The sequence below is a fragment of the Sulfitobacter profundi genome, from assembly GCF_042661425.1.
In the GTDB taxonomy this organism is placed as follows: Bacteria; Pseudomonadota; Alphaproteobacteria; order Rhodobacterales; family Rhodobacteraceae; genus Sulfitobacter; species Sulfitobacter profundi.
This window is the reverse complement of record NZ_JBHSWA010000001.1, coordinates 1,361,344-1,385,415: the sequence shown is the minus strand read 5'-3', so window position 1 is coordinate 1,385,415 and position 24,072 is coordinate 1,361,344. Positions and strand designations below refer to the sequence as shown.

Sequence of the window (24,072 nt, the reverse complement as noted above, 5' to 3'; positions counted from 1 at the left end):
AATAGGGCAGGCCAAGTGGTCGCTGGCCTAGTTGGCCTGCATCGCCGCCTTGACCTGATCCGCGAGAGCAATGGGGTCGAAGGGTTTGCTGATCACGTCAGCGGCCCCCAAATCGCGCAGCTCTTCGATCTCGTTATGCTGGGCGCGGGCGGTCATGAAGATCGCCGGAACGTCACGCAGGCTATCCATTTCGCGCATCTTCTCAAGGGTCTGGCGGCCGGTCATGCCGGGCATCATCATATCGAGCAGGATCACATCGGGCGTATAGGACTGAACCTGATTCAGCGCCGCTTCCCCGGTCTCGCATTGGACGACGTCGAAATCGCCGCTTAGCTCAAGCGCCATCAGCGCGATTTCACGAATATCGGCGTCATCCTCGACGTGCAGCAGTTTGATCATTCCATACTCTCTCTAGGAGGCTTCGCGCAGCAACGCAGCCGGTTCCTCTGCCGCTACCTGAGAATTTTTCTTCGGCAGGGTAAAGTAAAATGTCGTACCAAATCCCTCGCGGCTGTCAAAACCTATTTTACCGCCAAGATTCTCGACGATGGCTTTGCAGACGCTGAGGCCCAGCCCGGTGCCGCCATTGTCGGCCCGGTTGGAGTTGGACAGATCGGCAAACCGCTGGAACACCTTGTGCTGCTCAGAGGCCGGGATACCCGGGCCGCGGTCCGCTACAGAGATGCGCAATTCGTTCTCATTCTCTTCGGCGCGAATGGTAACGCGCTCTCCGGGTTTGGAGAATTTGGACGCATTGGATAAGAAGTTCGTCAGCACCTGAATGACCCGGTTCGGATCTGTGGTCACTTTGTTCAGGTCATCCGTGCCTTCCACTTGAATGCGCACGCCGTGGCGCTGTTCAAGCGAGGCGTTCGCGGCGCTGGTCTCATGCAGAAGTTCTGCGATATCAACCTCTTCAAGGTTGAACTCCAGCCGCCCGTTCGCGATCTTTTCCAGATCGAGGATGTCATTGATGATCAGCACAAGCCGGTCGGCATTGCGGTGGGAGATTTCTAGCAACGCCCGCGCTTTGCTCGGCAATTCACCCGCCGCCCGCGACAAAAGCAGCCCCATAGAGCCCTTGATCGAGGTCAGGGGCGAGCGCAGTTCATGGCTGACCATAGAGATGAATTCCGACTTCATCCGCTCTTCGCTGATAATATCCGAAACGTCGTGCAACATGACCAGGAATCGCCCTGCCGCGCCGCCGGTGGGCAGAAGTTTGATGGTGACTTGGAAATGATTGCCAAACAGTTGCGTGTCGAACTGCGTCATCGCCTTGCCCGACTTTTTCAGATCCCGGCAGGCCTCAAGAAGGGCTGGATTGTCGCATTTTTCTGCCAAGGTTTCGAGCGTTTGCTCGGTATAGGTGTCGGTACACCAGCCGCTTCGGCTCATGGCGACGCGGTTCATATAGCTGAAACGCTCGGTCTCGGCATCGACGATCCAAATGTCATCGCGCAGTTCATAAAGCGTTTCCGCCGTGTCGCGTTCGGCCAGAAGTTCCTTAGCGTGGGTCACATCGGTACGGGCTGAGATCGACCCGGACCATGCCCCTTTGTTGTCGAAAAGGGGCATCACGGTGCATTGCGTCTGTATCACCCGACCATCGGCGCAGCGCAGCGGGGTCTCTCCCTGCCATGTCTTGCCGGCCATCAAGGTGGCCCGGATTTCTGCCAGAAGTTCGCGAAACTCATCTTGGTAAAGCATCGACACAGGCTGGCCGATCAACTGATCGCGGGTATAGCCCGTCAGTTCGATGAAACGGTCATTAACCTGTTCCAGCATTCCGCCGGTATCGACGATATTCACAATGGCGTGGCTATCAAATGCCCTAAGCCTTTGTTCCATATCGAAACTATCAGTACCCCTCTCAGGGCTTGACTGGAGCGCGTTCGCGGCGAAGGGCGTTAGCCCCGCCAGAATGATCGCGCCGACGACGGGGATAACCTCCCCCATTTGACCCGCGAAAAGCGCGGAGGTTGCGGTGTACCAACTGCCGGAAATGGCAGTGCCCAGAAAAAATGTGGCGGCGGTACGCTTGGTAAATGGCTTTGAAGACACTCGTAATTCCTCGCCCCGAAGCGGACATGCTCGAACTATAGCATGACATGTGCGTTGTAATTTAAACAAAATGCCAGAGCATATTGGCAATAATATGGCGTGTCGCACTTTAGCGTCACTTCGCCGTGGTGCGACAGGTTAAGATGCGCGTGCGGTTGTTCCCGTAATTGAGTTGACCACCGAGCTGATCCCGCTCCGTGATTTGACAAGGTTGATCCCGACGCGGGGATCGGGCTCTCGGTTGTTGTCGGCGGATAGGCTGATGATCTTGGCCTCTGGGTGCAGACGGATGATGTCCTCCAACAAAGAGCGGGCATCGCCGTCTGGCAGGGACCAATCAAGGATCACCACATCAAGCTCTTCTTGGCCGATCAACTTCTGCGCTTGAGCGAGGTTGGTGACATTGGTCACCTCTGCCACGCTGTCCAAACCGGTGCGGATCACCTCTGCAAAGTCGATATCGTCTTCGATATGCAGCACGCGCAGCTTCGTGTCCCGCTCCCCGATTTCCGCGTCGGGGGCGGCGGGCGATTGCACGGTTTCGGCCTCGGCGATGGGGCAGGTGAACCAAAAGACGGTGACGCCTTTCGGGATGCTTTCGAATCCGATGGTACCGCCCTGACGTTTGATGATCTGCCGGGTGATGTTCAGCCCCAGCCCGGTGCCGCCCTTGGCGCGTGTGTCGGACCCATCGGCCTGAGAGAACGCCTGAAAGATGCGCGGGCGGAAGTTTTCCGGCACGCCGGGGCCGGTGTTCTGGATAAAGACAATCGCCCGGTCCCCCAGCCGCTCGGCGCGAATTTGCACCTCGCTCTCGGCATCGGAATATTTGCAGGCGTTTGAGATAAGATTGGCCAAGACCTGCCGCGTGCGGCTTTCATCCACCCGAACCGTCAGCGGTTTGTCGGGCAGTTGCACGCCCAAGGTGTTGTTATGAGTGATCGCGAAGGGCGACATTTCGTTGACCGAGTCGTTGATCACCTTGTTCAGATCGACATCGTGGAAATCGAACTGCACCTCGCCCGACGAAATCTTTTCGAGGTCCAGAATATCGTTCACGATATGCGACAGCCGGTCGGCATTGCTGCGCGCGATGTCGATCAGCCGGATATGCGCCGGCAGGAAGCGGCTGTTGTCCGTGGTGTCGATCAGACCCAAGGCCCCTTTGATCGAGGTCAGCGGTGTGCGCAGCTCATGGCTGACGGTCGAGACGAATTCGCTCTTGATCTGCTCAAGCTTCTTTTGATCGGTGATGTCGTTGATCTGAACGATAAAGACATAGCCGCGCGTGTTCTTGTCAAAGGTCCACGAGACGTTGAACAGGCCCCAGCGTTCATAGCCCAGCTTGTGGGTGATGCGGTATTCGGCCTGATAGTTTTGTGAACTGCGCGAATCGACGAGCCCGCGAACCTCACCATAGAGCTTTTGCAAATCGCCCTCGGGCATCAGATCGCCCAGTTTGGTATTCGACAGCAGTTCTTCTTCGCTATAGCCGCAGAGCGTGCAAAGCGCGCTGTTGACGCTGTTGAACACGCCCCCTTCGCCCAGAATCGCCATGCCCACGGGGGCCGCTGCCAGCACCTGCCGAAACCGCCGCTCGCTGGTTTCAAGCGCATTGCGGGCATGGACGATGTCGGTCACATCGGTTTGGGTGCCCACCATCCGCAAGGCAGTGCCGTTTTCATCGCGTTCGGTCACCACCGCGTCCGAGCGCATCCAGCGCCATTCCCCGGTGCCAATCTTCAGCCGGTATTCGGTGACGGAACGTTGTTGCTGCCCTGAGATGCAGGCCTGATCGGTCTGGTTCAGCAGCGGCAGGTCTTCGGTATGGACCCGCTTGAGGAATTCCGCCTGCGGATCGGTCAACCGCTCGAAATCGGCCATCCCCAGAATGCGCCGCCATGTGTCGGACACCTCGGATTTCCCGGTGCGCAGGTCGATGTTAAAAACGCCGATCTGCGCGCCTTCGAGGGCGAGGTCATAGAGCGCTTTGTTCTTCGCCAGTTCATCCTGCACCGCAAGTTCCGAGGTCAGATCGCGCACGATTGCCGTCACGCGCCGCTCGCCGGTATGGGTGGTCCAACTGTTGCGTTGCAGATCAAGCTTCAGGTCTTGGCCAAAGCAGGTCTTGCCTGCCGCGTTGACCTGCTCGTGGTCATGGTCTTCGATCAAGTCGGTGACGAGATTGCGGAAATCCATCCCCTTGAGCGCCTCATGCCCATAGCCAAAGCAGACCAGCGCCGCTTGGTTGGCGAAAAGCACGCGGTCCTCGCCGTCAAGCAGGAATACAGGCGTCACAGCGTTATCGATGACGGCGCGGTTTTCCTCTTCATGGGCGTCGATCTGGCGTTCGCGCAGCACGGCAAGCTCGCTCAGGGCCGCGCTGCGCTGGCGCAGGCTGCGGAAGGCGACGAAGAAAAGGATCGCCAGCAATATGCCGGAAATCAACAGGATCTCCGGCACGGCACTGTGCGTGGCGCTGTCGAAACTGATCGTGCTGACATGGACCACGGTCCAAGGGCGGCCAAAGCGTTCGATCGTTTGGGTAATGCTGTGATGCCCGCTTTCGACACCTTCGGGCGTGCTGTCGAAAATCCGGTTCTCCGGGGCGGTGGTCAGCCCATCGAAGACTTTGATTTCATAGGCCTCCCCCTGAGCCGGGGTCAGCGCGTTCAGCAGGTTTGCACCGACAAAGGGCGCATAGACCCAACCGATAAAGCCTGCCGTATCCTGCGCCGGACGGTTGCCGGCGGCATAGACTGGACGTAGCAACAGAAAACCGGGCTGACGGGATTTGTCCTGCACCAGCAGAATGCGCGGTGTCAGTTGCGGCTCTCTGGTCTCGCGGGCCCGCAGGGCGGCGCGGCGGCGGTCCTCGTTAAAGCTGATATCAAGGCCCACGGCCTCTGCATTCGGCCCTTGGGGGTAGATATATTGGATCACCATCTTCTCGGCGTTGCCGGTGTTGGGGTGGATCCGGAAATCTTCTATCCCGAGGGCGGTTACCTCTTCGATGAAAGCCTCTTCGGTCCCTCGGGCGACCGGGGCGACAAAGCCGATGCCGTTGATGCCGGGCAGAAAGGTGTCGATCTCCAGCGTATTGACGTAATGCGCGAAATCGCTGGCGGTCACTTCGTCAGAGGCGTTCATGAAGGCGGCGATGCCGTTGAGGCTCTGCAAATAGGTGTGCATCCGCGCGTCGAGGCTTTGCAGGCTTTCCTCGGCGATCCGGTCAAAGGCCCGTTCGGTGGCGAGATCATTGCTGCGATTGCTATAAAGAAACACCCCAAAGGTGATGGCGAGACATCCGAGAAACAGTATAAATTCGGGTCGCCGCACTAATTATAGCCCTTGTCTCTGGCCACCAGAAGGCGGCGAAATTTTAACCCCAAGGCAAAACCTAACGCATCGGGGCAATATATCCAGTTCGGCCATATTCACCTAAGAGCCGAAAAAATCAACAAACGGATGCGCTGCGCGGGCAAAGCGCGAGGAATGTGGCTTTGCGGTAAATGCCGCGGTGGGCGGGCGACTTACGGCAGGGATTGTGACCTGTCGCCGGGCGCTCTACCAATAACGCGCCGGGGAGGCGGGCCAGAATATCGGGAGAGATCACCATGCACGACGAGACACAGCTAGAGGGTCGCTATGACTATATCATTGTCGGCGCTGGCACCGCGGGCTGTGTTTTGGCCAACCGTCTCAGCGCTGATCCAGCCAATAACGTCCTGCTGCTCGAGGCTGGGGGGATGACAACTACCACTGGGTCAAGGTGCCGGTGGGGTATCTCTATTGCATCGGCAATCCGCGCACCGATTGGATGATGAAAACTGCGCCCGAGCCGGGGTTGAACGGGCGCTCTCTGACCTACCCGCGCGGCAAGATGCTGGGCGGCTGTAGCTCCATCAACGGCATGATCTACATGCGCGGGCAGGCGGCGGACTATGACCATTGGCGGCAGCTTGGCAACGCCGGGTGGAGCTGGGACGACGTGCTGCCCTATTTCCTCAAGTCCGAGGATCACCACGCGGGCGGCAATGACATGCACAGCGCCGGAGGCGAGTGGAAGGTCAGCAAACAGCGCCTGCGGTGGGACATTTTGGAGGCCGTGCAGGACGGCGCGCGGGAGTTCGGGATCGAACCGCGTGCCGATTTCAACGATGGCGATAACGAAGGCTCGGGCTTTTTCGAGGTGAACCAACATGGCGGTGTGCGCTGGAACACGGCGCGCGGTTTCCTGCGCCCCGCGATGCAGCGGCCCAACCTGCGGGTGATGACCCATGCCCATACCAATGGGCTGATCCTAGAGGGCAAGCGCGTGACCGGCGTGCGCTTTACCCACGAAGGCCGCGCCCTGCGGGCCGTGGCCGAGGGCGAAGTGCTGTTGTCGGCGGGGGCAATCAACTCACCCAAGATCCTCGAACTCTCGGGCATCGGGCAGAGCGAGCTTTTGAGCGGCATGGGTATCACCACGCTGCATGAACTGCCCGGCGTGGGGGAGAACCTTCAGGACCATTTGCAGATCCGCACCGTCTATAAAGTGCAAAACACCAAGACGCTCAACACGATGACCCATTCGCTTTGGGGGAAGGGGCGGATGGGTCTGGAATATCTCATGCGGCGCAGCGGCCCCTTGGCGATGGCGCCCAGCCAGTTCGGCATGTTCACCAAGTCCGATCCGGCGCTTGAGACGCCCGATCTGGAATACCACGTGCAGCCCCTGTCGACCGACAAGCTGGGCGATCCGTTGCACCCGTTCCCGGCGATTACCGTTTCGGTCTGCAACCTGCGGCCCGAGAGTATCGGCTCTTGCCATCTGACCAGCCGCGACAGCGCGGTGCAGCCCGACATCCGTCTGAACTATCTTTCCGCTGAGAGCGACAAGCGTGTCGCGGTCGCGGCCATGAAACAGGCGCGACACATCATGACGGCCAAGGCGCTGCACCCTTATCAGCCCGAGGAAATCTTGCCCGGCCCCGTCGTGCAGAGCGATGAAGACCTGCTCGACAAGGCGCGCGATATTGCCACGACGATCTTTCACCCCGTTGGCACCTGCAAGATGGGCAGTGATCCGATGGCCGTGGTCGATGCCGATCTGCGGGTGCATGGGTTGCAGGGACTGCGGGTGATTGATGCCTCGATCATGCCCAAGATCGTCTCGGGCAACACGGCATCGCCGACGGTGATGATTGCCGAAAAGGCCGCTGACGCCATTCTGGCGGGGCGGTAGGGGATGCTGACCACGCGTTTGACCAAACGGCTGGGGATCAGCCATCCGATCATCCAAGCGCCCATGGCTTTCGCCGCGGGCGGGCGGCTGGCGGCGGCGGTCTCAAGCGCGGGGGCTTGGGCATGATCGGCGGGGCCTACGATTCCGGCGAATGGATCGCTGAGCAGCAAGATCTGGCGGGCAACCAATCGGTCGGCTGCGGCTTTATCACTTGGAAACTGCGGGAGCATCCGCAGGCGTTGGAGCAGGTTCTCGCCCGCGACCCGGCGGCGGTCTTTCTTTCGTTCGGCGATCCGGCAGAGTTCGTCCCCGCGATCCGAGCGGCCAAAGTGCCGCTGATCTGTCAGGTGCAAACCCTGCGCGATGCCGCCCATGCGATCGATCTGGGGGCCGAGATCATCGTCGCCCAAGGGGCCGAGGCTGGCGGCCACGGCGAAAAACGCGCGACCTTTACCCTTGTGCCCGAAATTGCCGATCACATCGCCCGCCATGCGCCTGAAGTGCTGCTTTGTGCGGCGGGCGGTGTGGGTGACGGGCGCGGGTTGGCGGCGGCGCTGATGCTCGGGGCCGATGGGGTGGTCGTCGGCTCGCGCTTCTGGGCCTCGGAAGAGGCGCTGGTGCATCCCGCGATGCTAAAGGCCGCGATTGAGGCCAGTGGCGATGATACGCTGCGCAGCACCGTGACCGACATCATGCGCGGCTATGACTGGCCCAAACGCTACACGGGCCGCGTGCTGCGCAATGAGTTCACCGACCGTTGGCATGATGACCCCGACGGGCTGCGCGCCGCGCTGGCGCAGGAGTTGCCACGTTGGCAGGCGGCGGTGGCAGAGGGCGATGCTCGCACCGCCAACGCCTTTGTCGGAGAGGTCGCAGGGTTGATCGGCGCGGTCAAACCCGCCGCCGATATCCTGCGCGATATTGTCCAAGGGGCCAAAGTGGCCTTGGGCCAGACCTTTACCCGGTGACGGGGCCGGGCAAAGCCCGATCAGCCGTGATCTTCGACCTCTTCCCGGCCCGGCACATGTTCGCGGGCGGGGGCGGTCTCCCAATTCTCGATCACCTCCATCGCCTCATCCGCGCTTTCGACAAAGCGGAACAGGTCGAGGTCTTCGGCAGAGATCGTCCCAGCATCGGCCAGCGCGTCCCAGTTGATGATCTTTTCCCAGAACTCACGCCCGAACAGGAGGAAGGGCACGCGGTTCATGCGGCCGGTCTGGATCAGCGTCAGGGCCTCAAAGAGCTCGTCCATGGTGCCGAAACCACCGGGGAAGACGCAGATCGCGCGGGCGCGCATCAGGAAATGCATCTTGCGGATCGCGAAATAGTGGAAGTTAAAGCAAAGCTCTGGCGTGACATACTCATTGGGCGCCTGCTCAAACGGCAGCACGATATTCAGGCCGATGGAATGGCCGCCCGCGTCCAGCGCGCCCCGGTTGCCTGCCTCCATCACACCCGGCCCACCGCCGGTGACGATGACGTTCTCCACGCCGCCGGTTTCCATCGACTTTTCAGTCATCAGCCGGGCAAAGGTGCGCGTCTCGTCATAAAAACGCGACAGATCGGCCAACGTTTTGGTGCGGGCGGTGTGTTTCTCGGCTGGTGCAGGAATGCGCGCGCCGCCAAAGAGCACGATGGTCGATTGGATGCCGTGGGCATCGAGCAGCAGTTCGGGCTTGAGCAATTCCAGTTGCAGGCGCACCGGGCGCAGCTCATCGCGGCACATGAAGTCGTCGTCGGTAAAGGCCAGACGGTAGGCGGGCGCGCGGGTTTGCGGCGTGTCGGGGGCGTCTTGGGCCTTGGCGCGGTCAACATTGGCGCGGCGCAGGGGGTGGCGGTGTTCCTCGGTCATCCTCGGGTCTTTCCTTGGTCTAGGGCTTGGCTCAGGTGGCGCGATGGCCGCTCAGGTCAACATGCATTGTTGATCACAGAATGACCACGCCCCTCATCGCCCGGCAATTGCACCCTTGGCGGTGCAAGGCTATAGCCCTCAAAAGGCCTTTTCATCATTCGGAGACTTGCCCCATGTCCAACGCCCAACTTGAAACCGCCATCGAAGCCGCTTGGGATACCCGCGACCAGATCACATCCGCCACCACCGGAGAGACCCGCGACGCCATCGAAGAGACGCTGAACGCGCTCGACAGCGGCAAGCTGCGCGTGGCGGAAAAGCAGGACGACGGTCAGTGGCATGTCAATCAGTGGGCCAAAAAGGCCGTGCTGCTGGGCTTCCGCATCAAGGATATGGAACATCAAGAAGGCGGCCCGCAGGGCGCTGGCTGGTGGGACAAGGTCGACAGCAAATTCAAAGGCTGGGGCGATGCCGAATGGAAAGAGGCCGGTTTCCGCGCCGTGCCCAACTGCGTCGCGCGCCGCTCGGCCTATATCGCGCCCGGCGTGGTGCTGATGCCGTCTTTCGTGAACATCGGCGCCTATGTCGACAGCGGCACCATGGTTGATACATGGGCCACCGTCGGCTCCTGCGCGCAGATTGGCAAAAACGTGCACCTCTCGGGCGGCGTCGGCATCGGCGGTGTGTTGGAACCGATGCAGGCAGGCCCGACTATCATCGAAGACAACTGCTTTATCGGGGCGCGGTCGGAAGTCGTCGAAGGCTGCATCGTGCGCGAAGGTTCGGTGCTGGGCATGGGTGTCTTCATCGGCCAGTCGACCAAGATCGTCGACCGCGAAACTGGTGAGATCATGTATGGCGAAGTGCCCGCAGGGTCGGTCGTCGTCGCAGGCACCATGCCATCGAAGAACAACGTGAACCTTTACTGCGCCGTGATCGTGAAACGGGTGGACGCCAAGACCCGCTCCAAAACCTCGATCAACGAGTTGCTGCGCGACTGAGGGAACCAAATGCCCCTTCATAGCGTTGAGACCTGAATTCAAAGGAGATTAACGACATGACGGGTATCGGTTGGTTTGCCGCAATCATCGTGGGTGGCCTTGCAGGCTGGATCGCAGAAAAAATCATGAAATCGGACATGGGTCTGATCATGAACATCATCCTCGGCATCGTTGGTGCCTTGGTCGCGAACTGGCTGTTGATGCTGATCGTTGGCAGCACGCTGGGCGGTTGGTTCGGTCAGTTGGTGGTCGGTATTATCGGTGCCTGCCTGCTGATCTGGGTCACACGGTTGGTCCGCGGCAAGACTTGATTGCCAAGACCTAAGGGCAGGGGCGCGGCCCCTTTCCAAATCTGAGCGAAAAGGTTAGGGCTGCCGAAAGCAATCGGCGGCCCTTATCATGTCTGAACCCAAGAAAACCAAGAAACCTTCGCGCCAGCAGGTCTTTACCCTTTTGGTTCAGATCGGTCGCAAGGATGGCGATGGCCTGCCCGACAAGGCCACCGGGGCCGCGCTGATGTGTTTCGCCTCTGGTATCGACGAGGCCGAAGCCGTGCGAGAGACCGTGGCGATCCTCAAACAGGCCGACACCAACCCGCTGGACGTGACCGGCTATGGCACTCTGGAAGAGCGCGAGGCCGAGGGCCAAGAGATCGACGGCGAAGAGCGTGAGTTGATGCAGCGCGCACTAGAGGAAAACTCGGTCATCGTCGCCCAAATGACCCCGTTTTTCGACTGACCACGGTCCCACACGGGGAATTGCAGTGCGCCCCCTTGGCATCGGCGCGATTTGCCCACACAAGTTACCGGACAAGCGATAACCCCTGAAAAGGAGCCGATATGTCCGGTCTCGACCCTGTTGATCTCACCGCAAAACTGGTGCGCTGCGCCTCTGTCACCCCCGTCAACGATGGTGCGTTGGAAGTGCTGGAAGAGGTACTGGGCGCGGCTGGGTTCGACTGTACGCGCGTGGACCGGGGCGGCATTTGCAACCTTTTGCCCGCTGGGGCAACAAGGGCAACACCAAGTCTTTCGGCTTTAACGGTCACACCGATGTGGTCCCCATCGGGGATGAGGCCGACTGGTCGATTCCCCCTTCGGAGCCGAGATCAAAGACGGCATCATGTATGGCCGCGGCACCACCGACATGAAATCCGGCGTGGCAGCCTTTGTCGCGGCGGCGGTTGATTTCGTCAAAGACACACCGCCCGATGGTTCCATCGTGCTGGCGATCACCGGGGACGAAGAGGGCGACGCGCTCGACGGGACCACGGCGCTGTTGGACTACATGGCCGAGAACGGCGAGCGGATGGATGTCTGCCTTGTGGGTGAGCCGACTTGCCCCGAAACCATGGGCGACATGATCAAGATCGGGCGGCGCGGGTCGATGAACGCGCATTTCAAGGTGACGGGCAAACAGGGCCACGCGGCCTATCCGCACCGGGCCAACAACCCGCTGCCCGCGATGATGCGGCTGATGGACCGTTTGGCCAGCTATGAGTTGGATCAGGGCAGCGATCATTTCGATCCGTCGACACTGGCGGTTGTCACGGTCGACACTGGCAACAAAGCCACCAACGTGATCCCGGCGCAGTGCCGCGGCGCGGTGAATATCCGGTTCAACGACCACCATTCAGGCGCAAGCCTCAGCGATTGGCTGCGCGGCGAAGCGGACAAAATCGCCGAGGAATTCGGCCTACAGGTGGAGGTGGAGATCAAGATCTCCGGCGAGAGCTTTATCACCCCGCCGGGCGCTCTGTCCGATCTGGTTTCGGGCGCGGTGGAGGCGGAGACTGGGGTGAAGCCGGAACTCTCGACCACCGGCGGGACATCGGACGCGCGTTTTGTCAAAGCGCATTGCCCGGTGGTCGAGTTCGGTTTGGTCGGCCAGTCCATGCACCAAGTTGATGAGCATGTGCGGGTTGAGCATATCGAACAGCTCAAATCCATCTACACCCGTGTGCTGCGGAATTATTTTACGTGAAACCAACGCTCATCGTTATGGTAAAAGAACCGCATCCCGGTCGGGTGAAAACCCGGCTGGGCCGTGACCTTGGCATGGTGGGCGCGGCATGGTGGTTTCGCCACCAGACGCGCCGCCTGCTGCGCCGCATTGAAGATCCACGTTGGCAGGTGGTGCTGGCTGTCGCGCCGGATGTCGAAGGGCTGCAAAGTCGGGTTTGGCCTGCGCATTTGCCCGCTGGCCGCAGGGCAGGGGCAATCTGGGCGACCGAATGGCACGGATGCTACGCGCCGCACCCGGCCCGGCCTGTGTGATCGGGGCGGATATTCCCGGCATTAATCGCAAGGAACTTGCGCGGGCCTTCGATGCGCTCGAACGACATGACGCGGTCTTTGGCCCCGCGCCCGATGGGGGCTACTGGCTGGTGGGGTTGAAACACCCCCGCCGCGCACCGCCTAGCCTGTTCGACGCTGTGCGCTGGTCCGGCCCGCAGGCGCTGGCCGACAGCCGCGCGACCCTGCCGGGCTACCGCATCGCCGAAGTCTCAACCCTGCGCGACGTGGACGAAATTCACGATTTGCCATGACGACAGGGGGCTGCGTGCTACCTGCTGAGGTATGAGCAAGATACCCAGCAAATCCGAGATCCTCGACTGGATCGAACAGAACCCCACGCTGACCGCCAAGCGCGACATCGCCAAAGCCTTTGGCATCAAAGGTGCGGCGCGGATCGACCTGAAGCGCGTGTTGAAAGAACTGGAGGCCGAGGGCCATCTGGAAAAGCGCCAGCGCAGCTATCAGGATCCGGATCGCTTGCCGCCTGTCTCGGTGCTGCTGGTCACCGGGCCGGACAAGGATGGTGATCTGTTTGCCAAGCCGATGGAATGGCATGGCGAGGGGAAAGAGCCCGTCGTGCTGTTGATCCCGCGCGACAGTGATCCCGCCCTTGGCGAAGGCGACCGCATTCTGGCACGGCTGACGCTGGTGAAAGGCGAAGACCACCATTATGAGGCGCGGCTGATCCGCCGCATTGGCAGCAATCCGAAAAAGGTCTTGGGCATCTTCCGCAAGGCTGCCGAGGGCGGGCGGATCGTGCCAATCGACAAGGGCGCTGACCGTGAATGGCGCGTCGGGGCGGACCATACCCACGGGGCCAAAGACGGTGAACTGGTCGAAGCCGAGCAGGCCGGGCCAAAGGGGCGCATGGGCTCCCCCGTGCCCGCATCGTCGAGCGGTTGGGCGACCCGTCCGAGCCGCGCGCGGTGTCGCTGATCGCGATCCACCAGCACGGCATTCCCGATAATTTCCCCGATAAGGTGGTCGAACAGGCCGATGCCGCCAAACCGCAGGGTCTTAAGGGCCGCGAAGACCTGCGTGATCTGCCATTGGTCACCATCGACCCGTCCGATGCACGCGACCATGATGACGCCTGCTATGCCCATGCGGATGAGGACCCCAAGAACGAAGGCGGCCATGTTGTCTGGGTCGCCATCGCGGATGTCGCTGCCTATGTGACCCCCGGTTCGGCGTTGGATATCGAGGCGCGCAAACGGGGTAACTCGACCTATTTCCCCGACCGGGTGGTGCCGATGCTGCCGGATCGCCTGTCGGGCGATCTGTGCTCATTGCACGAAGGTGTCCCGCGCGCCTGTATCGCCGTGCGTATGGTGCTGGATGCCAAGGGCAACAAGACCGGCCATACGTTCCATCGCGGGCTGATGCGTTCGCCCGCATCCTTGCATTACGAAGAGGTGCAGGACGCCATTGACGGCAACCCGAACGACCGCACTGGCCCGCTGTTGGAGCCTGTGCTGAAACCGCTTTATGCCGCCTACGGCGCGCTGAAAACCGCGCGGGCCGAGCGGCAGCCGCTTGAGTTGGACCTACCGGAACGCCGGATTGAGTTGGGTGACGATGGCAAAGTGAAATCGGTCAACTTCCGCGAACGGCTCGACGCGCATAAGCTGATCGAAGAGTTCATGGTGCTGGCCAATGTCGCCGCCGCCGAGACACTGCTGAAAAAGAAAACCCCGCTGCTGTTCCGTATCCACGAGGAACCCTCGCCGGAGAAGCTTGAGTCCTTGCGCGAAACGGCGCAGGCGGCAGGCTTTACCCTGGCCAAGGGGCAGGTGCTACAAACCGCGCATCTCAACCGCCTGCTGGATCAGGCGGCGGGGACGAATGATGCGGAACTGATCAACCTCAGCACCCTGCGGTCGATGACGCAGGCCTATTACGGGCCCGCGCATATCGGGCACTTTGGCCTCGCCCTGCGGTCCTATGCGCATTTTACCTCGCCGATCCGGCGCTATGCCGACCTGATTGTGCACCGCGCCCTGATCACGGCGCATGGCTGGGGCAAGGACGGTCTGACCCCGGAAGAGATCGAAGGGCTGGAACAGACCGGCGCGCATATCTCGGACACCGAGCGGCGCTCAATGGTGGCAGAGCGCGACACGACCGACCGCTACCTCGCCGCCTTCTTGTCAGAGCGTGTGGGCAACGAGTTCACCGGTCGGATCAGCGGCATCGCCCGGTTCGGGGCCTTCGTGAAGCTGGACGAGACTGGAGCGGATGGGCTGGTGCCGATGCGGTCTTTGGGGCGCGAGTACTTTCACCATGATCCAGAGGCGCAGACGCTGATGGGGTCCGATACCGGCATGATCATCGGCATCGGCCAACGGGTGACCGTACGGCTGGCCGAGGCGGTGCCCGTCACCGGGGGCATCGCACTGGAACTGCTTGAGATCGAAGATAAAAAGGTCAAGCAAGGCGGGGGTGGCAGTCGGCGCAGCCCGGCAGGCCGCAATCCGCGCGGCAAGGCCGTGAAGGCCAAGCGCAAGAAGGACAAGATCAAGCGCAAAGTGACCCGCACCCGCCGCTGAGGCGGCAAACAGGCGGAGCTTCGCGGATGGCCGCGCCCCTCCCTTTCCACCGGGGCGGGGCGGGCATAGGATTTGTCGCAACTCTATGAGGTGAGGCGATTATGATCCGGCACTACGCGATGATTTCAAGCATTCTTGCGACCGCAGGCATGGGGGCTCCGGCCTTTGGGTCTGGTCCTGCTGAATCTACGCGGCCCGCGCCGCGCACGTCGCAGGCCGTGGTTGTTTCCGCCACCCCGGCAGAGCAAGCCACCCCAGAGGCCACCGGAGATGAGGCCGGGTTGCGCGCTTGGGTGTCGGAATTACGGCCCCGCGCCCTGCAGCAGGGCATCGACCCGGATGTCTTTGACCGCGCGCTGGATACGGTGCTCTATGACACCGAGGTGATCCGCCGCGACCGCAACCAGTCGGAGTTTACCAAAACGATCTGGGATTACCTCGACACCGCGACCTCGGATCTGCGGGTGCAGAATGGGCAAAAGGCGTTGGCCCAGTGGGAGCGCACGCTGGAAGATATCGAAATCAAATATGGCGTTGAGAAAGAGATCGTCACCGCGATCTGGGGGCTAGAGAGCGCCTATGGCAGTTTCCGAGGCGGCGACAGCGTGCTGAATTCGCTGGCCACCCTCGCCTACGACGCGCGCCGGGCGGAGTTTTTCGAGGGCGAATTGCTGGACGCTCTGCGTATTTTGCAGGCGGGCGATACCGATGCAGAGCAATTGCGTGGCTCTTGGGCGGGCGCGATGGGGCATACGCAGTTCATGCCGTCGTCCTTCCACGCCCATGCCGTCGATTGGGACGGTGACGGGCGGCGGGACATTTGGGGCGACAACCCCAGCGATGCGCTGGCCTCTACCGCGGCATATCTCAAGCATTTCGGCTGGACGACGGGCCAGCCTTGGGGTGTCGAAGTGGCCCTGCCCGAGGGGTTTGACTATCTGCTGGCCGACCGGGAGGTGACCAAGACCCCGGCGGAATGGGCCCAACTTGGCGTGACCGCGCTGAGTGGTGACGCGGTTGCGGATCACGGGCCCGCGTCGATCCTGCTGCCCGCAGGCGCGCAGGGCGCGGCCTTTATGATCTTCCCGAATTTCGCGGTGATCGAGCGCTATAACACGGCGGATGCCTATGTCATCGGCGTCGGCCATTTGGCCGACCGGATCGGCGGCGCGGGGGAGATAAAGCAAGAGTGGCCCCGCGAGGACCGCGCGCTGAGCTTTGATGAGCGGATCGAATTGCAAACCCTGCTGACGAAGGCGGGTTTCGACACGCAAAAGATCGACGCCAAGATCGGCCCGCTGACCGTCAATGCCGTGCGCAGCTATCAACAGGCCGAGGGGATCGCGCCGGATGGCTATGCTTCGCCCCGGCTGCTGGCCCGACTGCGAAACGAATAAAGGGCCGCCCCCAAACGGGGGCAGCCCGGGTCGTTTAGGACGCAGCTTTCAGCATGTCCTTGTCTTTCAGATCGGCATAGGTCGCATCCAGCGCCTTGGTCGCCCGTGCGGCGAAGATCTTGATCTCCTCGGGCGTGATGACCAGCGGCGGAGAGATGATCATCCGGTCGCCGACATGGCGCATTACCAGATTATTGGCAAAGCAATGCTCCCGGCAGGTGTAGCCAGCGACGCCCCCGTCCGCGAATTGCGCACGGCTTTCCTTATCCGGCGTCAGCGGCAGAGACGCCATCAGGCCAGAGACGTTGACCCCGCCAACCAGCGGATGCTCTCCCAGCTTATCCAGCGCCTCTTTCAGCGCGGGGGCGGCGAAGTCTCGCACATGGTCGACGATGTTCTCTTCTTGCATGATGCGCAGGTTTTCCAGCGCCACGGCGGCACAGACCGGGTGACCGGAATAGGTGTAGCCATGGTTGAATTCGCAGGCGTTGATGACCTCGGCCACTTCGTCACAGACAATCGACCCGCCAATCGGCGCGTAGCCCGAGCTGAGGCCCTTGGCGATGGTCATGATATGCGGCTTGATCCCCATGGTTTGCGAGCCAAACCAGTTGCCTGTCCGGCCAAAGCCGCAGATCACCTCGTCGGCGATCAACAGAATGTCGTGTTTGTCGCAAATGCGCTGAATCTCGGGCCAGTAGGTGCTGGGCGGAATGACAACCCCGCCTGCACCCTGCACGGGTTCGGCAATGAAGGCGGCGACCTTGTCGGCGCCTAGTTCGACGATCTTCGCGTCCAGCTCCTGCGCCCGTTTCAGGCCAAAGTCCTCGGGCGACATATCCCCGCCCTCGGCATACCAATCGGGCTGGCCGATATGATGGATGCCGGGGATCGGCAGGCCGCCTTGCTCATGCATATAGGTCATGCCGCCCAGACTGGCCGACCCGACCGAAGAGCCGTGATAAGCATTCTTGCGGCTGATGATATGGCTCTTCTCGGGCTTGCCCTTTTGCGCCCAATAGGTGCGGACCATGCGCAGGTTGGTGTCGTTCGCCTCTGATCCGGACCCGGCGAAAAAGACATGGTTCAAATCACCGGGAGCGAGGTCGGCCAGTTCCTTGGCCAGCGCGATGGCGGGCACATGGGTCGTTTGGAAGAAGGTGTTGTAATAGGGCAGTTCGTTCATCTGCCGTGCGGCGACCTTGCCCATCTCTTCGCGGCCATAGCCAAGGTTCACACACCACAGCCCCGCCATCGCATCGAGGATTTCATTCCCCTCGCTGTCGGTCAGATAGATGCCCTTGGCCCGTGTGATGATGCGCGCGCCCTTGTCGCCCAAATCATCATTGGTGGTGAAAGGATGCATATGATGCGCCGCATCAAGCGCTTGAAGATCCGCGGTGGGGAGGTGATTCGTAATGGGCGGCATGTCTGTGCACCTTCTATCTGCGTGAAAAATAAGCTTCGCTGCAGAATATGATCAAATTATAGCATGTCAATCGAATCAACGCGGAATGGGCAACCCATCAAGGGCGGCGCGGATTTGGGTCATTCCTTGTGCAACATCGCCTGCCATGACCTCACCCGCCAATGCGGCATCCCCGGCGGCAAAGGCCGCAAGAAGTTCTGCGTGTTTATCGGGCAGATTGCTGGTGCCATAGCGCCCGCAAACCACGCGAAGCGAGGGGCCGAAACGCAGCCACAACCGGTCCACCGTGGCGGCCATGATGGGCGCTCCTGCAAGGTCGTAGATCATCCTGTGAAAGCTGTAGTTCTGCATCAGATAGCCACCGACATCGCCCCGATCAATGGCAAGGTTCAGCGCGTTGTCGCAATCATGCAGAGCGTTCAAACGCCCGTCTGTCATGCGGTTTGCGGCGCGTTTGGTCAGTTCCGGCTCTAGCGTTTCACGCATGAATCCCAGTTCTTCCAGCCCGGCGTGGGTCAGCTCTGGCACGGTGACACGGCGGTTGCCCAAATGGGTCAGCGCCCCTTCGGAGATCAGGCGTCGGATGGCCTCGCGCACGGGCGTCATGCCTGCATCCAACGCGGCGGTCAGACCTTGGATCGTAACCCCTGTCCGGGGGCCAAATCGCCAAAGAGAATCATCTTGCGCAGACGTTCGTAAACATGCTGATGGATTGGTGTCTTGACCGCCGCATCGGCGGCGGGAAGCAATCTCGGATCGGTCTTTTCTGAACCCATGGGAGCGGTCTTTCCGTCTTGTTTCGCCGTGTGTTGCAGCATTTCATTCTGCATGAAAGCATAAACCATCTTGCCCGAGGAGGCAAAACTTGATCAAATTGACGAAAGGTGGGGATCAACCCGACCTGTCTAACGGGAGTATGAAATGAAACATGTGCTACTAAGCAGCGTCGCCGTCGCCACCTTGATGGCAGGTGCCGCCACTGCCGAAACGGTCCGCGTCTACAACTGGTCGGATTATATCGACGAATCCCTGCTGGATAAATTCGAAGAAGAGACCGGCATCGAACTGGTCTATGACGTGTTCGACAGCAACGAAGTGCTAGAGACCAAAATGCTGGCCGGTGGGTCGGGCTATGACGTGGTTGTCCCCTCGGGCACCTTCCTGCAGCGCCAGATCACTGCCGGTGCGTTTCAGCCGCTGGATGCCTCCAAGCTGCCCAACCTTGAAAATATGTGGGATGTGGTTTCCTCGCGGACCGAACAATATGATCCCGACAACGCGCATTCGATCAACTACATGTGGGGCACCACAGGCATCGGCGTGAACCTCGGCAAGGTCAAAGAAGCTTTGGGCGAAGACGCCCCGGTCGATTCTGGGACCTGGTTTTCGACCCTGCCAATATGGAGAAACTGGCCGATTGCGGCGTGCATTTCCTCGATGCCCCGGCCGAGATGATCCCGGCGGCGCTGAACTACATCGGCGAAGACCCCAACAGCCATGACCCGGATGTGATCGCAAAGGCGGAGGAGGTCTTCATGCCGGTCCGCCCCTACATCCAAAAATTCCACTCCTCGGAATATATCAATGCTTTGGCCAACGGTGATGTCTGCGTCGCAGTCGGCTGGTCCGGCGATATTCTGCAGGCCCGCGACCGCGCGGCCGAAGCCGACAACGGCGTTGAGATCGCCTACAACGCCCCCTCCGAAGGGGCGCAGATGTGGTTCGACCAGATGGCCATCCCGGTCGACGCGCCAAACCCCGACGGCGCGCATAAGTTTCTGAACTTCATCATGGACGCCGAGAATATGGCGGCAGCGTCGAACTACGTGTACTACGCGAACGGCAACAAAGCCTCGCAAGAGCATTTGGTCGAGGATGTGATCGGCGACCCGGCGATCTACCCTTCCGAAGCGGCGCTGAACAACCTGTTCACCACCACACCCTACCCGCCGAAAGTGCAGCGCGTGGTGACCCGGCTCTGGACCAAGATCAAGTCTGGTACCTGATCCGAGACAGGGGTGCGGCCAGTCTGGTCGCGCCCCTTTTTCTTGCCCCGCGACCCGATCAAAGCCCGATCAAAGCCCGAGCAAAGGATGTCTCAACCGTGAGCCCAACCGTCTTCGCCCCCTGGAACGACCCCGACGAAAAACCGCTCATTCGCTTTAAGAATGTAACTAAGAAATTCGGTGAATTCGTCGCCATCGACGACCTGTCTTTGGACATTTATGCGCAGGAATTCTTTGCTCTGCTGGGCCCATCGGGCTGCGGCAAGACGACGATGATGCGGATGCTGGCGGGGTTTGAAAACCCAACCTCCGGGCAAATCGAACTGGCCGGGCAAGACATCGGCCCGGTGCCGCCGAACAAACGGGCGGTGAACATGATGTTCCAGTCCTATGCGCTGTTCCCGCATCTTAGCATCTGGGACAACATCGCCTTTGGTCTGCGCCGCGACAAAATGGACAAGGACGCGATTGCGGCCCGTGTGGCCGAGATGCTGAAACTGACCCGGCTAGAGAAATTCGCCCGCCGCAAACCGCATCAGATCTCCGGCGGCCAACGGCAGCGCGTTGCACTGGCGCGGTCGCTGGCAAAAGCGCCGAAGCTTTTGCTTTTGGATGAACCCTTGGGCGCGCTCGATAAAAAGCTGCGCCAAGACACCCAGTTCGAGCTGATGGATATTCAAGAATCCACCGGCACCACTTTTGTCATCGTGACCCACGACCAAGAAGAGGCGATGACCGTCGCCTCCCGCGTGGCGGTGATGGACGAGGGGCGCGTCATTCAGGTGGCCACCCCGGCTGAAATCTATGAGGCACCGAATTCCGTCTACGTGGCCGACTTCATCGGCGACGTGAACATCATCGAAGCCAGCACCAAGGCCATTGGCCAAGACCAATATCATCTGAACTGGATCGACGGGCAGCCGCCGCTGACCGCGACCTCTGCCGTGCCGTTCAGCGAGGGGCAGCAGGCCCATCTGGCGATCCGACCCGAGAAGATTCGTATCTCGACCGACCGGCCCGAGGATGCCCCCAATGCGCTACAGGGCAAAGTGCTCGACATCGCGTATCTGGGAAACCTCAGCACCTATCACGTCGAACTGCCCGGGGGCAGGTGATCAAAGCGCAGACGGCCAACACCCGCCGCATCGCGCGGCGCGATATCACTTGGGAAGATCCAGTTTGGATTTCATGGAGCGCCACCGCAGGCGTCTTGTTGGCGCAATGAATATGCGTCGCTTCGCCCTGATCGCGGTCCCCTATTTCTGGCTGCTGGCGCTGTTTTTGGTGCCTTTCCTGATTGTTTTCAAAATCTCCTTGTCTGACACGGCGCTGGCGATTCCGCCCTACACGCCGACCATCAAGGATGGCATCGGCGCGCTGATCGCCCAATTGGATTTCGAGAATTTCACCTTCCTCGCCTCCGACGATCTGTATTGGAAAGCCTACCTTAGTTCGCTGCGCATCGCTGTGGTCTCGACCGTCTTTACGCTGTTGGTCGGCTATCCTATCGCCTACGGCATGGCCCGCGCCCCCGAAGAGTGGCGCGCCACATTGATGATGTTGGTGATCTTACCCTTCTGGACCTCCTTCCTGATCCGCGTCTATGCGTGGATGGGCATTCTCAGCAACGAAGGGCTGCTGAATCAATTGCTGATGGGGTTGGGTCTAACGGCAGAGCCTTTACAGATCCTTAATACCAATACGGCAGTCTATATCGGCATCGTCTATACCTACCTGCCGTTCATGATCTTGCCGATTTACGCTGCGCTGGACCGTCTGGATGAATCGCTAAACGAGGCCGCCGAAGATTTGGGCTGTTCGCGGCTGCAAGCCTTCTGGCTGGTAACGATCCCGTTGTCGCGCAATGGCATCGTGGCGGGCAGTTTTCTGGTCTTCATCCCCGCCTTGGGCGAATTCGTGATCCCCTCGCTACTGGGCGGGTCGGGCACGCTGATGATCGGCAAAGTGCTTTGGGAAGAGTTCTTTAACAACCGCGACTGGCCGGTGGCGAGCGCCGTTGCCGTGATCTTGCTGCTGATCCTGATCATCCCGATCATCCTGTTCCAGCGCAACCAGCAGAAACAGGCGGAGGCCGAACAATGAAGCGGATGACATGGTTCAACGTGACCTCACTGACGCTGGGGTTTGCCTTTCTTTACCTGCCGATGATCATTCTGGTGATCTACAGCTTCAACGCCTCGAAACTGGTGACGGTTTGGGCCGGTTTTTCGACCCGCTGGTATAGCGAGTTGCTGCAAAACGAAGCCTTCTTGAACGCCGCTTGGGTCACGATCAAGGTCGCGGTGATTTCGTCGTCGATCGCCACGGTGCTGGGCACGATGGCCGCCTATGTGCTGGTGCGCGGCGGGCGCTTTATGGGGCGAACGCTGTTTTCCGGTATGATCTACGCGCCGCTGGTGATGCCCGAGGTGATCACCGGCCTGTCGCTGCTTTTGCTGTTCATCGGCATCGGGCTGGACCGGGGCGTGCTGACCATCGTGCTGGCGCATACGACCTTTTCGATGTGCTACGTCTCGGTCGTCGTGTCTTCGCGGCTGGTGTCTTTTGACCGCTCGTTGGAGGAGGCCGCGCTTGATCTGGGTTCGTCTCCTTGGGAGGCGTTTCGTCTGGTCACCCTGCCGATCATCGCGCCTGCGGTGATCTCGGGCTGGCTCTTGGCCTTCACGCTGAGCCTTGATGATCTGGTGATCGCCTCCTTCACCGCGGGGCCATCGGCGACCACGCTGCCGATCAAAATCTTCAGCGCCGTGCGTTTGGGGGTTTCGCCTGAGATCAACGCGCTGTCGACGATCATGATCGCCATCGTCACTGTCGGTGTCATCACCGCGTCGTTGGTCAGCAAACGCTCCAGCCTACGCGCGCAAGAGGAGGCCCGTGCGGCGGAACGGCCCGCCTCATGAGGCGCATTTACGCGGATTTCGCCTATTCCGAGACACCGCGCGCGGGCTGCTGGTGGGATGAAACCTGCGCCGCGCCGGATCGTGCGGCGCAGGAGGGAGAAGAGCGCGCCGATGTGGTGATCATCGGCGGCGGGTTCACCGGTCTCAATGCGGCACTGCATCTGGCGCAAGCCGGGGTAGGGGCCACGGTGCTGGAGGCCGAGCGCGTTGGCTTTGGCGCCTCTGGGCGCAACGGGGGCTTTTGCTGTCTGGGCGGCGGGATGCTCGACGATGCGGCGCTCGACCGCAAATTCGGGCGGCAAGAGCGGCTTGCGTGGCGGCAGGCCGAGAGGGCGGCGATCCAGCAGGTGGAGGATTTTATCACCACCCGCGATGTCGATGTAGACCGTCATTCCCAAGGCGAAACCCAACTGGCCCACCGCCCGCGCGATTTCGATGAGATGCGCGGCAAGCTGGATTACTACGCAGAGAACTACGGTGTCACGGCACGGCTGACCGAAAAGACCGACCTTGCTGCCGAAGGGCTGAACGCGGGCTTCGAAGGTGCGATCACTGTGCCGATTGGATTTGGCCTGAACCCCCGCAAATATGTGACCGCCCTAGCGCAGGCCGCAGAAGACGCGGGGGCCACGGTCTATCACAACAGCCTAGCCCTCAACGTGACACGGCGCGACGGCGCATTCGACGTCACCACCCCCAAGGGGCGCATCCGCGCCGAGCGGGTGATCATCGCCACCAACGGCTATTCCTCCGAAGACCTGCCGCCGTGGCTTGCCGCACGTTACATGCCAACGCAGTCCAGCGTGATCGTGACCCGCCCAATGACCGAGGCAGAGTTGTCTGCCCAAGGCTGGACCAGCCGACAGGCCTGCTATGACAGCCGCCACCTGCTGCATTACTTCCGCCTGATGCCCGACAATCGCATGTTGTTCGGTGTGCGCGGCGGTCTGCTGTCGAGCCCAGCGTCCGAGGCGCGCGCCCTGCGCCGCGCGCGGGCAGATTTCGAGGCGATGTTCCCCGCGTGGCGCGATGTAGAGACACCGCATGGATGGTCCGGAATGGTCTGTATCGCCCGCAACCGCATGCCCTTTGTAGGCGAGGTGCCGGATCAGCCGGGCATGTTCGCGGGGCTGTGCTACCACGGCAATGGTGTGGCGATGGCAAGCTATTCCGGTGCGCTTTTGGCTGATCTGGTACGCGGCAAGACGCCAGAGCGGCCCTACCCCGCCCCCATGCGCGCCCCGCTTGCGCGGTTCGAGTTGGGCCGCTTTCGCCGGGCGGTCATGCCCTTTGCCTATGCGGGGTTTGCGCTGTCGGACCGTTAAA

General features: G+C 60.9%; 14 protein-coding genes and 7 pseudogenes. 15 read left to right on the top strand and 6 right to left on the bottom strand.

The window, feature by feature from the left end; all coding sequences use genetic code 11:
• Positions 1-27 precede the first annotated feature (27 nt).
• The 3 genes from ACFQAU_RS07305 to ACFQAU_RS07295 all read right to left on the bottom strand — a co-directional run bounded on the left by ACFQAU_RS07305 (position 28) and on the right by ACFQAU_RS07295 (position 5,403).
• Positions 28-399, bottom strand: coding sequence for a response regulator (locus ACFQAU_RS07305; protein ID WP_067622348.1), 372 nt, complete (start codon positions 397-399; stop codon positions 28-30).
• Between the two features lie 12 nt (positions 400-411).
• Positions 412-2,064, bottom strand: coding sequence for a PAS domain-containing sensor histidine kinase (locus ACFQAU_RS07300; RefSeq protein ID WP_206054274.1), 1,653 nt, complete (start codon positions 2,062-2,064; stop codon positions 412-414).
• Positions 2,065-2,202: 138 nt separating this feature from the next.
• On the bottom strand, positions 2,203-5,403 hold the full coding sequence (locus ACFQAU_RS07295; RefSeq protein WP_240791551.1) for a CHASE domain-containing protein: 3,201 nt from the start codon (positions 5,401-5,403) through the stop codon (positions 2,203-2,205).
• A 278-nt stretch (positions 5,404-5,681) separates the two neighbouring features.
• Between ACFQAU_RS07295 and ACFQAU_RS07290 the strand changes: the two are divergent.
• From ACFQAU_RS07290 to ACFQAU_RS07280, 3 genes and pseudogenes are all read left to right on the top strand, one after another.
• Positions 5,682-7,294: pseudogene (locus ACFQAU_RS07290) on the top strand (GMC family oxidoreductase).
• 3 nt (positions 7,295-7,297) lie between these two features.
• Positions 7,298-7,420, top strand: coding sequence for a hypothetical protein (locus ACFQAU_RS07285; protein WP_386281429.1), 123 nt, complete (start codon positions 7,298-7,300; stop codon positions 7,418-7,420).
• Entirely contained in the window at positions 7,417-8,262 is an 846-nt protein-coding gene (locus ACFQAU_RS07280; RefSeq protein ID WP_386281426.1) for an NAD(P)H-dependent flavin oxidoreductase, read from the top strand. Before ACFQAU_RS07285 ends, ACFQAU_RS07280 begins: the two co-directional genes overlap by 4 nt.
• Before the next feature lie 20 nt (positions 8,263-8,282).
• Here the strand turns inward: ACFQAU_RS07280 and ACFQAU_RS07275 are convergent, their stop codons facing one another.
• Positions 8,283-9,146, bottom strand: coding sequence for an LOG family protein (locus tag ACFQAU_RS07275; protein ID WP_067622333.1), 864 nt, complete (start codon positions 9,144-9,146; stop codon positions 8,283-8,285).
• 173 nt (positions 9,147-9,319) lie between these two features.
• Here ACFQAU_RS07275 and dapD point away from each other — a divergent pair, with 173 nt between their 5' ends.
• The 7 genes and pseudogenes from dapD to ACFQAU_RS07240 all read left to right on the top strand — a co-directional run bounded on the left by dapD (position 9,320) and on the right by ACFQAU_RS07240 (position 16,390).
• Complete coding sequence (gene dapD / locus ACFQAU_RS07270) at positions 9,320-10,147, top strand: 2,3,4,5-tetrahydropyridine-2,6-dicarboxylate N-succinyltransferase (protein ID WP_132443893.1); 828 nt, start codon at positions 9,320-9,322, stop codon at positions 10,145-10,147.
• A 56-nt stretch (positions 10,148-10,203) separates the two neighbouring features.
• Entirely contained in the window at positions 10,204-10,458 is a 255-nt protein-coding gene (locus tag ACFQAU_RS07265; RefSeq protein ID WP_067622328.1) for a GlsB/YeaQ/YmgE family stress response membrane protein, read from the top strand.
• 88 nt (positions 10,459-10,546) lie between these two features.
• The gene (locus tag ACFQAU_RS07260; protein ID WP_067622327.1) at positions 10,547-10,885 is read left to right on the top strand and encodes a hypothetical protein; all 339 of its coding nucleotides are present in this window, start codon (positions 10,547-10,549) and stop codon (positions 10,883-10,885) included.
• Between the two features lie 101 nt (positions 10,886-10,986).
• Positions 10,987-12,130 (top strand): annotated as a pseudogene (gene dapE / locus ACFQAU_RS07255) (succinyl-diaminopimelate desuccinylase).
• Positions 12,127-12,695: pseudogene (locus tag ACFQAU_RS07250) on the top strand (TIGR04282 family arsenosugar biosynthesis glycosyltransferase). Before dapE ends, ACFQAU_RS07250 begins: the two co-directional pseudogenes overlap by 4 nt.
• A gap of 31 nt (positions 12,696-12,726) precedes the next feature.
• A pseudogene (gene rnr, locus ACFQAU_RS07245) lies at positions 12,727-14,993 on the top strand (ribonuclease R).
• 101 nt (positions 14,994-15,094) lie between these two features.
• Positions 15,095-16,390, top strand: a complete 1,296-nt coding sequence (locus ACFQAU_RS07240; RefSeq protein WP_132443889.1) for a lytic murein transglycosylase — start codon at positions 15,095-15,097, stop codon at positions 16,388-16,390.
• 34 nt (positions 16,391-16,424) lie between these two features.
• Here ACFQAU_RS07240 and ACFQAU_RS07235 read toward each other — a convergent pair whose 3' ends face one another.
• The gene (locus tag ACFQAU_RS07235) at positions 16,425-17,819 is read right to left on the bottom strand and encodes an aspartate aminotransferase family protein (protein ID WP_132443888.1); all 1,395 of its coding nucleotides are present in this window, start codon (positions 17,817-17,819) and stop codon (positions 16,425-16,427) included.
• Positions 17,820-17,894: 75 nt separating this feature from the next.
• Positions 17,895-18,595 (bottom strand): annotated as a pseudogene (locus ACFQAU_RS07230) (GntR family transcriptional regulator).
• 145 nt (positions 18,596-18,740) lie between these two features.
• Between ACFQAU_RS07230 and ACFQAU_RS07225 the strand changes: the two are divergent.
• From ACFQAU_RS07225 to ACFQAU_RS07205, 5 genes and pseudogenes are all read left to right on the top strand, one after another.
• A pseudogene (locus ACFQAU_RS07225) lies at positions 18,741-19,825 on the top strand (polyamine ABC transporter substrate-binding protein).
• A 98-nt stretch (positions 19,826-19,923) separates the two neighbouring features.
• A pseudogene (locus ACFQAU_RS07220) lies at positions 19,924-21,050 on the top strand (ABC transporter ATP-binding protein).
• Between the two features lie 2 nt (positions 21,051-21,052).
• Complete coding sequence (locus ACFQAU_RS07215) at positions 21,053-21,928, top strand: ABC transporter permease subunit (protein WP_120352053.1); 876 nt, start codon at positions 21,053-21,055, stop codon at positions 21,926-21,928.
• Positions 21,925-22,746 (top strand): ABC transporter permease, encoded by an 822-nt coding sequence (locus tag ACFQAU_RS07210; RefSeq protein WP_120352052.1) that lies wholly within the window; start codon positions 21,925-21,927, stop codon positions 22,744-22,746. Before ACFQAU_RS07215 ends, ACFQAU_RS07210 begins: the two co-directional genes overlap by 4 nt.
• Positions 22,743-24,071, top strand: a complete 1,329-nt coding sequence (locus ACFQAU_RS07205) for an NAD(P)/FAD-dependent oxidoreductase (protein ID WP_132443885.1) — start codon at positions 22,743-22,745, stop codon at positions 24,069-24,071. Before ACFQAU_RS07210 ends, ACFQAU_RS07205 begins: the two co-directional genes overlap by 4 nt.
• Position 24,072 lies beyond the last annotated feature (1 nt).

Coding starts and splice junctions, on each gene's coding strand:
- ACFQAU_RS07215 (WP_120352053.1), top strand. CDS start 21,053: ATGCGTCGCTTCGCCCTGATCGCGGTCCCCTATTTCTGGCTGCTGGCG.
- ACFQAU_RS07260 (WP_067622327.1), top strand. CDS start 10,547: ATGTCTGAACCCAAGAAAACCAAGAAACCTTCGCGCCAGCAGGTCTTT.
- ACFQAU_RS07235 (WP_132443888.1), bottom strand. CDS start 17,819: ATGCCGCCCATTACGAATCACCTCCCCACCGCGGATCTTCAAGCGCTT.
- ACFQAU_RS07275 (WP_067622333.1), bottom strand. CDS start 9,146: ATGACCGAGGAACACCGCCACCCCCTGCGCCGCGCCAATGTTGACCGC.
- ACFQAU_RS07265 (WP_067622328.1), top strand. CDS start 10,204: ATGACGGGTATCGGTTGGTTTGCCGCAATCATCGTGGGTGGCCTTGCA.
- ACFQAU_RS07205 (WP_132443885.1), top strand. CDS start 22,743: ATGAGGCGCATTTACGCGGATTTCGCCTATTCCGAGACACCGCGCGCG.
- ACFQAU_RS07305 (WP_067622348.1), bottom strand. CDS start 399: ATGATCAAACTGCTGCACGTCGAGGATGACGCCGATATTCGTGAAATC.
- ACFQAU_RS07210 (WP_120352052.1), top strand. CDS start 21,925: ATGAAGCGGATGACATGGTTCAACGTGACCTCACTGACGCTGGGGTTT.
- dapD (WP_132443893.1), top strand. CDS start 9,320: ATGTCCAACGCCCAACTTGAAACCGCCATCGAAGCCGCTTGGGATACC.
- ACFQAU_RS07240 (WP_132443889.1), top strand. CDS start 15,095: ATGATCCGGCACTACGCGATGATTTCAAGCATTCTTGCGACCGCAGGC.
- ACFQAU_RS07285 (WP_386281429.1), top strand. CDS start 7,298: ATGCTGACCACGCGTTTGACCAAACGGCTGGGGATCAGCCATCCGATC.
- ACFQAU_RS07280 (WP_386281426.1), top strand. CDS start 7,417: ATGATCGGCGGGGCCTACGATTCCGGCGAATGGATCGCTGAGCAGCAA.